Annotated in this window: 13 protein-coding genes; 5 read left to right on the top strand and 8 right to left on the bottom strand. The window is 60.2% G+C overall.

What is annotated here, in order from left to right:
* The first annotated feature begins 31 nt into the window (after positions 1–31).
* Both BBI10_RS19475 and BBI10_RS19470 read left to right on the top strand, forming a co-directional pair.
* The gene (locus BBI10_RS19475; protein WP_065991257.1) at positions 32–220 is read left to right on the top strand and encodes a hypothetical protein; all 189 of its coding nucleotides are present in this window, start codon (positions 32–34) and stop codon (positions 218–220) included.
* Between the two features lie 6 nt (positions 221–226).
* The gene (locus tag BBI10_RS19470) at positions 227–745 is read left to right on the top strand and encodes a hypothetical protein (RefSeq protein WP_065991256.1); all 519 of its coding nucleotides are present in this window, start codon (positions 227–229) and stop codon (positions 743–745) included.
* A 35-nt stretch (positions 746–780) separates the two neighbouring features.
* Here BBI10_RS19470 and BBI10_RS19465 read toward each other — a convergent pair whose 3' ends face one another.
* The 6 genes from BBI10_RS19465 to BBI10_RS19440 form a co-directional block, all read right to left on the bottom strand.
* Positions 781–1,584 carry an electron transfer flavoprotein subunit beta gene (locus tag BBI10_RS19465; RefSeq protein ID WP_065991255.1) on the bottom strand — a complete coding sequence of 268 codons (804 nt, stop codon included), beginning with the start codon at positions 1,582–1,584 and terminating at the stop codon, positions 781–783.
* Positions 1,574–2,794, bottom strand: coding sequence for an electron transfer flavoprotein subunit alpha/FixB family protein (locus tag BBI10_RS19460; protein WP_065991254.1), 1,221 nt, complete (start codon positions 2,792–2,794; stop codon positions 1,574–1,576). The genes BBI10_RS19465 and BBI10_RS19460 overlap by 11 nt, the downstream gene beginning before the upstream one ends.
* Positions 2,794–4,755: a dimethylglycine demethylation protein DgcB gene (gene dgcB / locus BBI10_RS19455; RefSeq protein ID WP_065991253.1), complete on the bottom strand. Its 1,962-nt coding sequence runs from the start codon at positions 4,753–4,755 to the stop codon at positions 2,794–2,796. Before dgcB ends, BBI10_RS19460 begins: the two co-directional genes overlap by 1 nt.
* A 161-nt stretch (positions 4,756–4,916) precedes the next feature.
* Positions 4,917–6,977: a dimethylglycine demethylation protein DgcA gene (gene dgcA / locus BBI10_RS19450; RefSeq protein ID WP_065991252.1), complete on the bottom strand. Its 2,061-nt coding sequence runs from the start codon at positions 6,975–6,977 to the stop codon at positions 4,917–4,919.
* 15 nt (positions 6,978–6,992) lie between these two features.
* Positions 6,993–7,523 carry a 4-vinyl reductase gene (locus BBI10_RS19445; RefSeq protein WP_065991251.1) on the bottom strand — a complete coding sequence of 177 codons (531 nt, stop codon included), beginning with the start codon at positions 7,521–7,523 and terminating at the stop codon, positions 6,993–6,995.
* An 88-nt stretch (positions 7,524–7,611) separates the two neighbouring features.
* The gene (locus tag BBI10_RS19440) at positions 7,612–8,589 is read right to left on the bottom strand and encodes a dipeptidase (protein ID WP_065991250.1); all 978 of its coding nucleotides are present in this window, start codon (positions 8,587–8,589) and stop codon (positions 7,612–7,614) included.
* Between the two features lie 227 nt (positions 8,590–8,816).
* Here BBI10_RS19440 and BBI10_RS19435 point away from each other — a divergent pair, with 227 nt between their 5' ends.
* A complete protein-coding gene (locus BBI10_RS19435) occupies positions 8,817–9,221 on the top strand; it encodes a lysozyme inhibitor LprI family protein (RefSeq protein WP_065991249.1) in 405 nt (134 codons plus the stop codon).
* 47 nt (positions 9,222–9,268) lie between these two features.
* Positions 9,269–9,688: a DUF3010 family protein gene (locus BBI10_RS19430; protein ID WP_065991248.1), complete on the top strand. Its 420-nt coding sequence runs from the start codon at positions 9,269–9,271 to the stop codon at positions 9,686–9,688.
* A gap of 9 nt (positions 9,689–9,697) precedes the next feature.
* Here the strand turns inward: BBI10_RS19430 and BBI10_RS19425 are convergent, their stop codons facing one another.
* Positions 9,698–10,873 carry a hypothetical protein gene (locus BBI10_RS19425; RefSeq protein WP_065991247.1) on the bottom strand — a complete coding sequence of 392 codons (1,176 nt, stop codon included), beginning with the start codon at positions 10,871–10,873 and terminating at the stop codon, positions 9,698–9,700.
* A 67-nt stretch (positions 10,874–10,940) separates the two neighbouring features.
* Positions 10,941–11,897 carry a GlxA family transcriptional regulator gene (locus tag BBI10_RS19420; RefSeq protein WP_065991246.1) on the bottom strand — a complete coding sequence of 319 codons (957 nt, stop codon included), beginning with the start codon at positions 11,895–11,897 and terminating at the stop codon, positions 10,941–10,943.
* Positions 11,898–12,146: 249 nt separating this feature from the next.
* On the opposite strand from BBI10_RS19420, the gene BBI10_RS19415 reads away from it, so the two are divergent.
* Complete coding sequence (locus BBI10_RS19415; protein ID WP_065991245.1) at positions 12,147–13,034, top strand: 3-keto-5-aminohexanoate cleavage protein; 888 nt, start codon at positions 12,147–12,149, stop codon at positions 13,032–13,034.
* Positions 13,035–13,156: the final 122 nt, after the last annotated feature.

Below are 13,156 nucleotides of genomic sequence, written 5' to 3'. Positions count from 1 at the left end.
GCGCAAATCACCGGCGGCAAGGAGCACACTCATGCATCACTGGACACCGTTCTCACGCAAAGTCGTCATCGAGGCGAACAACAGGCTATCCAAACGTAAGCAAGGAGCCTCGTTCGCTCTGCCCAAAGAATTATTGGGCATTATCAGCTTTAAACCTAAGACTACGGAAGAAATCAGGGAAGCATTCCGATCGGCCTCCCGCAGGCTCCGGCAGGAGTGATTTCACATGATCGAAGAGCGCTACAACTACATCTTCAGCGAGTTAGTGAACGATGAGGACGACATACTCGGCCAACTGGCGTACTCGGTGTATAAACGGCAAAAAATCGAGTATATCCACGCGTTCAAAGAGAGAAACGGTACTGATCCGCTAGATTGCGATCTCGTTGCGTTCCACGACATCAGCAACAGCAGCTCGCAAATTGAAGCCTATCGAACCCAAGCGACCCGGCTGGCGACAAACTTCCTGGAGTCCTCACTGAGTACCGAAACGGAAGAGCTGGCAGCGTTTTACTCCTCAAGAGCCGCCAACGACATCCGCATGGCGCGGCCAGGGTTCTGGAAGGGGGCTGCGCAGAGCCTCGTTGGCTCGGGCTTGTTCACTTTACTTGTTGGGTGCCTCGTTTTCTTTGCATGGAGTTTGAAACAGGGACCACGTCAGGTTATTGAGCAGGTTTTCGACGTTGTGATTGTAGATGCAGATTCCAGAAGTCGAAAAATGCAGCCCGATACGCCTCAGTCGTGAACACCGAAAGGCGCCATTGTGACGCCTTTCGGTGTTCAACGAACCACCCCCTCTTCCACCAACAATTTCAAAATCGCCGCAGCCCCCTCCTGAGCAGTCACCCCTTTGAGCACCTGCCCACCGCCTCCGCTCGCTTTCGCCGTTGCGGCCTTCATGCGATCAGCGCCGCTCTTGGCTTTTATGACCTTCAGGCGCTTTGGCCGTGGCTTGGCGGGCGTTAACTCAGCCCCAGTGAACACTTCGTCGATGACTACTTCAATCTCTTCCACATCCAGCAAACCGCGCTGCGCCGGGCCGTAAGCGCTTTGCCGGGGTTTGGGTGCCGAGTTATCCACAGTCGCCAGAAATGGCAACCGGACTTTCAAGCGGCGGCGCTGACCTCGGGGGAGCGCCTGCAGCACCTGAGCGCTGCCGTTGCTCATGGACTCGACCTCCGCCAAGCCCACCACGAGCGGCCAGCCTAGCGTTTCAGCCAGCAAATACGGGAGCATCCCGGAACCTTCTCCCGTCTCCGCCTGACTGCCGGTCAGCACCAACTGCACGCCCGACTCGCGAATGTAATCCGTGAGCCCAGGCACCGCGTCCGCGCCTGGCGGCTTAGCCAGCACGTGAAGCTCGTCCACACCCATGCCCAGGTAGCCACGTAATGCAGGTTGTTCGGCGTCACCCGCATGCAGTACGTGCAAGTTATCCCCAGCCAGTTGCAAACCCAGCTCTACGGCACGGGCATCCTGCTCAGCCCGACGCGGCCGTCCTGACGTCGGGTGTGCGCCGACCGAGACAAGGCTGATCACGTGCAGCGCACCTTTATCCACAGAGACACCCATCTCAGGCTGCATCGCGCTTCTCCCCGTTCCGGTAGGCGTCGACCGCCTCAATCAGCGCTTCGAGAATGGCAGAGCTCTCGCCGATCACTGACAGATCCGCGCGCTTGATCATGTCGCAGGTGGGGTCGAGATTGATGGCCACCACCTTGTCGCAGGCGCCAATGCCCTGTAGATGCTGGATCGCACCGGAGATCCCGACCGCCACGTATACCCGTGCGGTGACCCAGGTACCGGACGCACCGACCTGACGATCCCGGGTCATGAAGCCATCGTCAACGGCCACTCGGGATGCGCCTTCAGTGGCACCCAGCGCGACGGCGGTACGGTGAAACAATGACCAATCCTTGACCCCGTTGCCACCCGAAAATATGAATTCAGCTTCGGACATGGGGATAAGTGCAGGATCGACCGCCACGGCACCGAGGTCCTCGATGCGCGGCAAGCTGCGTGCAACAGCTGTGGATAACTCCACGGGCAGTGCTTCGTGCCGTGTCTCACTCACGGGCTCGGCGCATTCCGCTTGAGCGAGAATCAGCCGTGACACGGGACGCGACAGATCCTCCGCGCCAGCACCTGCACGACCGATGCACCGTTCGCCGGCGACTTGCCACACTCTTGTCGACGGTCGTTCACCCAGACTGGCCGCAAAACGGCGTCCCAATTCTCCCCCGCCGTTTCGGCTGTCGGGCAGCAACCAGTGATGGGGGTCGAACTGGTTATCCACAGCTCTCAAACCTTGAACACGCTGCTCGGGGGAATAACCAGTGAACGCGCCGCCTTCGAGTATCAACAGACGATCGACGCCTGCAGTGTCGAACGCCGTCTCTTTGTGCTCGCCAAAAATCACCGCCAGGACGGCGCCCTCGTTGCCAGCCAGACCATGGGCCAAGCCCAGCAAGTCGCGGTCATGGCTGCTCAGACGGCCGCCGACCATGTCGGGAACGACAGCGATGTAGAAAGAGGGCTCGGCAATCTGGTGCAGCGGTAACTGCGCTTCGACCATTGCCGAGCGTTTAATCGCGCCGCCTTGCTGCGCACCGCTTCGATCAATGCGTTTGACGCCGTTGGGACCGATAAAACCGATGCCATGCACGTTTTTACGCAGCACACCGTTGGGCCCCATCCAGCTGGCTTGCGCCGGTTGCATGGCCGCGTGCAGCGGATGCAACCGGTTACGTGCGATCCATTCGGCACGTGGGTCACGGCGGATAATGTCGCTCATCAATGCGCCTCCGCAGGTTCACGTCGGGCCGCTGCCAGTTTTGCAGGCGCGGTTTCTTCAAGCAGTGCTTCAGCTACCAGCTCGGCGATGTCCTTGATCATCGGCCGTGGCTCGACCACGCCTTCGAGCATCGCGGTGCACTGTGGACAACCCACAGCCACCAGCTCGGCGCCCGTCTCGCGGATGTCATCCATGCGCATGTCGGGGATCCGTTGCTTGCCCGGAATGTCGGTGATCGGCGCGCCACCGCCGCCGCCGCAGCAGCGTGAGCGGAATCCGGACCGGACCATTTCCTTGACCTCAATGCCCAGCGCACGCAGCACATCGCGCGGCGCTTGGTACTCGCCGTTGTAACGGCCGAGGTAGCACGGATCGTGATAGGTGACGCTGGCGCCTTTGTGCTGACCCAGATTCAACGCGCCGTTGACTATCAGCTCGGCCAGATACGTGCTGTGGTGCTGTACGACGTAGTGACCCCCGAACGCACCGTATTCGTTTTTCAGCACATGAAAGCTGTGGGGGTCGCAGGTGACGATGCGCTTGAAGTCGTACTGCGCCAGCGTCTGAATGTTGCGTCTGGCGAGCGTCTGAAACGTTGCTTCATCGCCCAGACGACGAGCCACATCGCCGCTGTCGCGTTCCTCCAGCCCCAGCACGGCGAAGTCGACCTTGGCCGCTTTCAGCACTTTGACGAAGGCGCGCAAGGTGCGCTGATTGCGCATGTCGAACGCGCCATCGCCGACCCAGAACAGCACGTCCACGGTTTTCTTGTGGCTCATGGCGTCAAGGTTCAGGTCAGCCGCCCAGTTCATGCGTCCGCCCGGCGCGAAGCCACCTGGGTTGTCCGTTGCGATGAGGTTCTCCAGGACCTCGGCGCCTTTGTTGGGGGTGGCGCCTTTTTCGAGGGTCAGATGCCGGCGCATGTCGACGATGGCGTCAACGTGCTCGATCATCATTGGGCATTCTTCCACGCAGGCCCGGCAGGTCGTGCACGACCACAGGGTGTCGGCGTCGACCAGCCCGTTGACGATGGGTTGATGGGGGTTGCCGCCATGTTCGCCGATAGGCTTGCCCTGGCCGTCGAGGGACGGATAAGGGCTGCCGGCGAAGTTTGCATCGGTGCCGCCCGCCAGGCCGACGACCATGTCCTGAATCAGTTTTTTCGGGTTCAGCGGCTGGCCGGCAGCGAAGGCCGGGCACGCCGCTTCGCACTTGCCGCACTGCACGCACGCATCGAAACCGAGCAGCTGATTCCAGGTGAAGTCCTTGGGTTTCTCCACGCCCAGCGGCGCGGTTTTGTCCATCAGATCAAGGGGTTTCAGCCCCGTCGAGCGGCCACCGCCAAAACGCTCGGGACGGCGGTGCCAGGCCAGGTGCAGCGCGCCAGCGAAGGCGTGTTTCATGGGGCCGCCCCAAGTCATGCCGAGGAACAATTCGCAGACGCCCCACAGCACGCCAATCCCAAGAATGATCGCCAGCAACCAGCCACCGAAGTTCGCAGGCAGAACGCCCGCAACCGGCAACGTGACGATAAAGAACGAGCCCGAGAACGCCAGCAGGCTTTTCGGCAGGCGCATCCACGGGCCTTTCGACAACCGACTCGGCGGGTTGCGACGACGCAGGTACATGAAGATTGCGCCCACGAACATCACGGCCGACATCAGCAACAGCGCGTAGCCGAGGACCCGGTTATGCCAGCCAAACCCGTGAACCAGAATCGCAAGCACGATCGACGCAACAGCCCCGCCCGCCGTAGCCACGTGGGTATTGGCGATGTATTTGTCCCGGGCGACGACGTGGTGCAGATCGACCATGTAGCGCTTGGGCATGGCCAGCAACCCGCCGAGCAGATCGACCTTGGCGGCACGCCCGTTGCGCCACAGGCTCACCCGCCGCAACGCGCCAAGGACCGCAAGGCCCAGGGCAGCGAAGAGCAGGATGGGAAGAAGGGTGTTTAGCATGTGGAGCTCCCAAAGACTCAGGGTCTTGCAGGTCGGGATGCCTTACTCGATTCCTGTAGGAGTGAGCTTGCTCGCGAAGCCGGACTGACATTCAACATGGATGTCGACAGACCCGCCGCTTTCGCGAGCAAGCTCACTCCTACAGGGTTGTGTGCCGGCCGCTAGAAATCCTTGCACAGCCTGAGTGCGTCATAGATCGCCGCATGGGTATTGCGTTGAGCCACGCAGTCGCCAATGCGGAACAGCAGATACCCGTCACCCGGCTGACTCAACGACGGCTGCGGCTGAATCGCAAACAGGGCGTCGATGTCGATCTGGCCCTTGTTGCGCGAACCTTCCTTCATCCCGTAATAGAGCCCCTCGTCAGGACGAACGCCGTTCTCGACCACCACTTGATCGACCACCCGCTCCTCTTTGGCGCCGGTGTATTCGTTCTCCAGCACCGCGACCAGCTTGTCCCCTTCGCGGTAGACCTTCTCCAGCATCATGTCGCCGGTCATGATCACTTCCTTCGGGTACATGCTGCGGTAGTAAGTCGGGAACGACGTACCACCGATGGCCACGCCGGGCTTGATGTCATCGGTGACGATCTCGACCTGACAGCCTTTGTCCGCCAAGAAGTCGGCCGTGGACATGCCGGTGAACTCGCAAATGGTGTCGTAGACCAGCACGTTCTTGCCCGGCGCGACTTTGCCGTCGAGGATGTCCCAGCTGCTGACCACCAAGCCTTCAGCGGCGCCCCAATGCTCGTTCTGCTCAATGAACGGATGACCGCCCACCGCCAGCACCACCACGTCCGGACGCAGGTCCATGATGGTCGCGATGTCCGCCGCCGTGCCCAGACGCAGATCGACTTTCAGGCGCGCCAGTTCAAGCTGAAACCAGCGCGTGATGCCGGCAATCTGATCGCGCTGCGGTGCTTTCGAGGCCGTTGTGATCTGTCCGCCGATGGCGTCTTTCTTCTCGAACAAGGTCACGTCGTGGCCACGCTCGGCCGAGACGCGCGCCGCTTCCATCCCGGCAGGCCCTGCCCCGACGATCACCACTTTGCGCTTCACGCCGGTGGTTTTTTCGATGATGTGTGGCACGCCCATGTATTCGCGGGACGTTGCGGCGTTCTGGATGCACAGCACGTCCAGGCCCTGGTACTGACGGTCGATGCAATAGTTGGCACCGACGCACTGACGGATCTGGTCGACCTGACCCATTTTGATCTTGGTGATCAGGTGCGGGTCGGCGATGTGCGCGCGGGTCATGCCGACCATGTCGACGTAACCGCCTTCGAGGATGCGCGTCGCCTGATTCGGGTCCTTGATGTTCTGCGCGTGGAGCACAGGCGCCTTGACCACTTCCTTGATGCCGGCCGCCAGATGCAGAAATGGCTCCGGTGGATAACTCATGTTCGGGATGACGTTGGCCAGGGTGTTGTGGGTATCGCATCCTGATCCGACGACACCGAGGAAGTCGATCATGCCGGTCTGGTCGTAGTACTTGGCGATTTCCTTCATGTCCTCGTGGCTGAGGCCGTCCGGGTGAAATTCGTCGCCGCATATCCGCAGGCCGACGCAGAAGTCAGGGCCGACTTCCTTGCGCACGGCCTTGATCACTTCCAGGCCGAAACGCATGCGGTTTTCGAAGCTGCCGCCCCACTCGTCAGTACGCTTGTTGACCCGTGGGCTCCAGAACTGATCGATCATGTGTTGATGCACTGCCGACAGCTCGACGCCGTCCAGACCACCGGCCTTGGCACGCGCCGCCGCGCTGGCGTAGTTGCCGATCACGCGCCAGATCTCTTCCGGCTCGATGGTTTTGCAGGTCGCGCGGTGTACGGGCTCGCGGATGCCCGAAGGCGACATCAGCGTCGGCCAATGATCGCCGTCCCAACGGGAGCGACGCCCCATGTGGGTAATCTGGATCATGATCTTGGCGCCGTGCTTGTGCATGGCGTCAGCGAGGTTCTGGAAGTGCGGAATGATCTTGTCGGTCGCCAGGTTGACCGATTTCCACCAGCCCTGCGGGCTGTCGATGGCCACGCTGGACGAGCCTCCGCAAATGGCCAGACCGATGCCGCCTTTGGCTTTCTCCTCGTAGTACTTTACGTAACGGTCGGTGGTCATGCCGCCGTCGGTGGCGTAGACCTCGGCGTGCGCGGTACTCAATACGCGGTTGCGTATGGTCAATTTACCGATCTGAATCGGTTGAAACATCGCTTCGAAAGCCATGACGGAAACCTCGACTTACAACGGCTTGACGACAAACAGGCCGTCGTCGTGGCCTTCTTCGGATCCGCCGTAAACCTGCTCGGCCACGGTGCGGATTTTGCTGCCGCTGGCTTCCAGGACCTGGTCCATGGCGCCGGCAAACCAGCCGGTGAACATGTAATCGACCTTGCGCCCCACTTTGCCGTAGACGTAAACGAAGGCCGAGTGCTCGAGCTTGACGCTGGCGGTGCCTTTTTCCAGATCGATGTCCTGAATCTTGAACAGCCCCCAACCGCGCTGGGACAGACGATTCATGTAGTGCTCGAACACCGCGACGCCTTCGATGCCGTGGCATTCGGCTTCTTTCTCGCACCAGTGCCAAGCGGACTTGTAGCCGGCCTTGTAAAGGATTTCTGCATACGCCTCGGCGCCCAGTACTTCTTCGATGCCCATGTGGTTGTTGACGAAGAAATGGCGCGGCACGTACAGCATCGGCAGGGCGTCGGAGGTCCAGACACCGGTCTCGCTGTCGACTTCGATTGGCAATTGCGGGGCGATCTTGGCCATGGAAACTTAACTCCGGAAAATTCGTGTGGAAGCCCTCTCCGCGATGGGAGAGGGAAAAATTCTGTGTTCGGCGAGTGAATCCGGAGGCTTATTCGCCCCAGACATCGCCCAGGATGCGTACCCAGTTTTCGCCCATGATCTTGCGCACCACGCGCTCGGAATGGCCGCGTTTGAGCAGGGTCTCGGTGAGGTTCGGAAATTCGCCGACGGTGCGGATGCCCAGCGGGTTGATGATCTTGCCGAAGTTGGTCAGGCGGCGGGCGTAGCCTTTGTCATGGGTCAGGTATTCGAAGAATTCCTGGCCGTGCCCCTGGGTGAAGTCAGTGCCGATGCCGATGGCGTCTTCGCCGACGATGTTCATCACGTACTCGATGGCTTCGGCGTAATCGTCGATGGTCGAATCGATGCCCTTGGCCAGGAACGGCGCGAACATGGTCACACCGACAAAGCCGCCGTGATCGGCGATGAACTTCAGCTCCGCGTCAGATTTGTTGCGCGGGTGTTCTTTGAGGCCCGAAGGCAGGCAGTGAGAGTAGGTCACTGGCTTCTTCGATTCGAGGATGACTTCCTCGGAGGTCTTCGAGCCGACATGGGAGAGGTCGCACATGACGCCGACGCGGTTCATCTCAGCGACGATTTCACGCCCGAAACCCGACAGGCCGCCGTCGCGCTCGTAACAGCCGGTGCCCACCAGATTCTGGGTGTTGTAGCACATCTGCACGATGCCCACGCCCAGCTGTTTGAAGATCTCAACGTAGCCGATCTGGTCCTCAAAAGCATGGGCATTCTGGAAGCCGAACAGGATGCCGGTCTTGCCCAGCTCCTTGGCCTTGCGGATGTCAGCGGTGTTGCGCACCTGGATCACCAGGTCGCTGTTCTCACGAATCAGTTTCTGGCTGGACGCGATGCTGTTGACGGTCTGCTGAAAACCTTCCCACACCGAAACTGTGCAGTTGGCCATGGTCAGGCCGCCTTTGCGCATGTCCTCGAACAGCTCACGGTTCCATTTGGCAATGATCAACCCGTCAATGACGATGCTGTCGGCGTGTAATTCGGCTGGGCTCATCAGGCGGTCCCCTGTAGTTCTTTAATGGCCGGAAGGTCTGCCGGCGCTTTGGGGTCAGCATATGCCTGAGGGTCAGAGGAGCCGGGTGCAAAAACGACAGGGGAATTGCCGAAAGCGTCAAGAAACGACAAAGGGGGGACGTGGTCTTTTTCCGGCCGCATTTCATACCTGTTCATTGCCTCGCGCTTGGGCGAGAATCCAATCCATCTCTGACTCGGAAAGCCCCAATGAAAACCATGTTTCTGGCTCTGGCTCTATTCGCGACAGGCGCACACGCTGCATCCAATCCGGCCGCGAACCCTTGTGACGGCGTTGAAGAAGATCAGCAGACGCTTGAGTGCTCGGTGTACAGCCGCGACACGGCGGAGAAGCTGCTGACCGAGAATGTGCAGAACGTGCTTGAGCGGGTGCAGACGCAGTTCGGGGCGAACAAGGCCCAGGCCGAGGAATTCGCCACCAAACTCAAGGCGGCCCAGGAAGCCTGGAAAAAACTGCGTGACGCGGATTGCGCCGTTGAAGTGTTCCCGGCCAAGCCCGGAACTAAAGAATTCAACATCGACCAGAACGATTGCCTGACCCGCGCCAGCGACGAGCGATCGGAGTATCTGGACACCGTCGCGCAGTCTGAGTGATCCCGAATGCGCTACCCTGACGCCCTTCCCGAGCTCAAGGTATGCACATGAACATCTGCGGCGTAGAAATCAAAGGCAGCGAGGCCATCTTCGCTGTCGCCACTCGCGCGTTCGGCGCGCTCGAACACGTTCCACTGCCAATCAAGAAGATCGCCCTTGAAGACGACGATGAGGCCGCCAACGTGAAAGCGCTCGCCCGCCAAATCGAGGCCTTCGTGCGTGACAACGGCATCGGCCATATCGCGATCAAAAAACGCAGCAAGAAAGGCGAGTTCGCCGGCGGCCCGACGACGTTCAAAATCGAAACCATCTTCCAACTGCTGGAAGACTGTGACGTCATCCTGCTGTCGCCTCAGACGATTAATGCTCAGATGAAGAAGCACAGCTTTGAGCTGCCGACAGCGCTGAACAAATATCAGCATGAGGCTTACAAGGCGGCGTGCTCGGCGTTGATGAAGACTAAGTAAGCATTACGCTTACTTGGGTTCTCTTCGTTGCAGCAGCCACTCGCCGAGCGCCTTGTCTTCCAAGGCGTACGCGCCGCGACTGGATTTCCACACCAGCTCTTTATCACGGAGCGCATCGATCGCCGCCTGAATGGTCTGAGTGCCCGGTACCACTTCGCTCCCCAGCGCTTCTAGCGCCTTGCCCACTGCAAGTAACGTTGCATCGGCGAAGGGTGCGAACGGCTGGTTATCGCGCGCACGGTCAGCCATCACCTCCAGCACTGCGCGCTGCGGCAAAGTCAGGGCGTTATACGCGCTTTCGAACTCTTCCCACACGCCAGCGCGCAGCAACCGGGCGCTGTCATGCAGCAGTTGGCCAAGATTCTCGGCGTCTCCGAGCTCAAGTGCTACATCGCCGATGATTGCACGCAGCATTTCGGGGCGGCGCCCCACCAGCTCGAATGCGGAGTCAATATCGGCCGCGGAAAACTGATTGGTGAGTGCCAGATGGCTGTTGAGATGGGCCGTGTAGGCCTTGGTGAAGTCTTTGCCCAACAGCGGAAACGGCGTGATGCTCGATCCATAAAAAGGCTGGTTTTTGTTCAGCACCAGATGGGCCAGCTTGTCTCGGTTCGAGCCCGTCAACACTAGCCGCAAGGCGCCGTTGCCTTGCTCATGACCTTGATTCAGTTCGTCCCGTGCGGCCTTCAACGCAAACATTGCGTTGACCCCGGCCTCACTGGTCAAGGCATGCTGAGCTTCATCGATGATCAGCACGATCATCTTCTGCGACGCACTGTGCAACAGCTGCAACGCCTGCGTTAACGTCGAGCCCGCTGGCAATTGCGGCGTGGTGAAGTCCCACGACAGCGTGCGCAGGAAATTGAGTTTGTCGACCCCGGCTGATTTGGCGAGCTTGCGAATGCCCTTTTCGTACGGCACCAGGGCAACGGCGATGGCCGCACTGATCAGCTCTGCGGGGTCCTGTTCACGATCAGCCCAGAGGTCGACATACACTGGCAGCCAGCCTTCGCTCAGACACTGCGGAACCAGGTCTTCGCGCAGGAAGGTGCTCTTACCCGTGCGACGCGGCGCCGCGAGAAACAATCCTGATGAATAATCGTGCAGTCCTTCGCCGGTTAAACCTTCTGCGACAGTAGCTGCGAGGCCAGTGCGCTTGAACACAAAACCAGTGCGTTTGGTCATGATTTATACCCAATTATTGATCGGACTATAATTTATAGTCGCGAGTATAATTGACAATAATCAGCAGTCAAACAGTCTTCACCTCACGCGTGCGCCCTCGGTCCTCCCTCGGGCACACCACAAACCTCCCCCTGTAACTGCGGGTGAAATACGATGGCGATTCAAACCCGCACGCAATACTGACTTCCAGCACGCTCATGTCGCTCTGACGCAGCAGTTGCCTGGCTTTTTCCAGCCGCAGGCCGAGGTAGAAGTTGCTCGGCGTATCGTTCAGGTGCAGACGAAAGAGCCTCTCCAGCTGACGCCGCGTCACCTGAATCCCTTCCGCCAGTTCCAGCGTGCTCAGCGGCGGCTCGGTGTGCTGCTCCATGACGCCAATCACCTGAACCAGTTTCTTGTTATTGATGCCGTAGCGCGTGGCAATCTGCATGCGCTGGTGGTCTTTGCGCTGACGTATGCGCCCGAGAACGAACTGCTCGGAGACCTTGATCGCCATGTCAGCTCCGTGGGCCTGCCCGATGAGGTCGAGCATCATGTCGATGGAGGCCGTGCCGCCAGCCGACGTAATGCGGCGCCGATCGATCTCGAACAATTCCTGTGTTGCTTGCAGCCGGGGATAGGTTTCCTTGAAGGCGTCCAGCGCTTCCCAGTGCAGAGTCAAACGATAGCCCTCCAACAGACCGGCCTGGGCGAGGACGAAACTGCCGGTGTCGATGGCCCCGAGAGTCACGCCTTCCAGGTCCAGGCGGCGGAGCCAGTGTTCCAGCGTCCCGGTATAAAACTTCAGCGGATCAACGCTGCCCATCACCCACAGCGTTGCGCCTTTTTTCAGTGGCTCCAGTGCGGCATCGGCGTTCACCGACATGCCGTTGCTGGCAATCACCGGACCGCCGTCGGCGCTCAGAATGTGCCAGCGAAACAGCTCGCCACCAAAGCGATTGGCGACGCGCAGCGGCTCCAGCGCCGACACGAAACCCATCATCGAAAAGCCGGGCATGAGCAGAAAGTAGAAATCCTGGGACATCGTTGGCGCGTTCCTTGGGATTTGAGCCTATGGGCGATTTGCGCGAGGCGGGGTCAAAAACGATTGCGCTTCCCGGACCCGCTCATCAAATACACCTCTTTACCGATCGGCAGCAACCGCACAGGTCGCTGCTGTGCAAGACCTTGTCGCCGCTGTGCGTTTTGACGGGCTCGCCGCTGCGTAGCTTTGCACCTCAAAAGCGGGCCCCAAACGTCCGCGTCACTGTCTGGCCTGCAAGGAACCTTACCCATGAATCACGACGTCATCATCACCTGCGCACTGACCGGTGCTGGCGACACGACCGGGAAAAGCCACCTGGTCCCGATCACGCCCAAGCAGATTGCCGCTGCCGCAGTCGAGGCCGCGAAGGCCGGGGCGACCGTCGTGCACTGCCATGTTCGCGACCCCGAGACCGGCAAGTTCAGCCGTGACGTCGAGCTGTACCGCGAAACCATGGACCGCATCCGTGAAGCCGACATCGACATCATCGTCAACCTGACGGCAGGCATGGGCGGCGATCTGGAAATCGGCCCGGGCGAACGTCCGACCGATTTCGGCCCCGGCACCGATCTGGTCGGGCCGCTGACCCGGCTCGCGCACGTCGAAGCGCTGCTGCCGGAAATCTGCACACTGGATTGCGGCACCCTCAACTTCGGCGATGGCGACACCATTTATGTGTCCACACCCGCGCAACTGCGGGCGGGGGCCAAGCGTATTCAAGAGCTGGGGGTGAAAGCCGAGCTGGAGATTTTTGACACCGGCCACCTGTGGTTTGCCAAGCAGATGATGAAAGAAGGCTTGCTCGACAACCCCCTGTTTCAGCTGTGCATGGGCATTCCATGGGGCGCGCCGGCGGACACCACCACGATGAAAGCCATGGTCGACAACTTGCCTGCTGACGCAGTGTGGGCCGCTTTTGGTATCGGGCGCATGCAAATGCCGATGGCTGCGCAGGCGGTATTGCTCGGCGGCAACGTGCGGGTCGGTCTGGAGGACAACATCTGGCTCGACAAAGGCGTGCTCGCCAGCAACGGCGCGCTGGTCGAGCGCGCCAGCGAGATTCTCAGCCGCCTGGGCGCCCGGGTTCTGACCCCGGCCGAGGGCCGCGTGAAGATGGGGCTGAAAAAGCGGTTTTGATCCCCACACAAATCCTACCGCGCAGGAGTGAGCTTGCTCGCGATAACGGTGTGTCAGTCACACATCGGGGCAGATAAGTAGCTATCGCGAGCAAGCTCACTCCCACAAAGGCTTCGACACTT

Source organism: Pseudomonas graminis (assembly GCF_001705435.1).
Classification (GTDB): Bacteria; Pseudomonadota; Gammaproteobacteria; order Pseudomonadales; family Pseudomonadaceae; genus Aquipseudomonas; species Aquipseudomonas graminis_B.
Note: the sequence above shows the minus strand (reverse complement) of the source record. Positions and strands in the feature narration are given on the sequence as shown.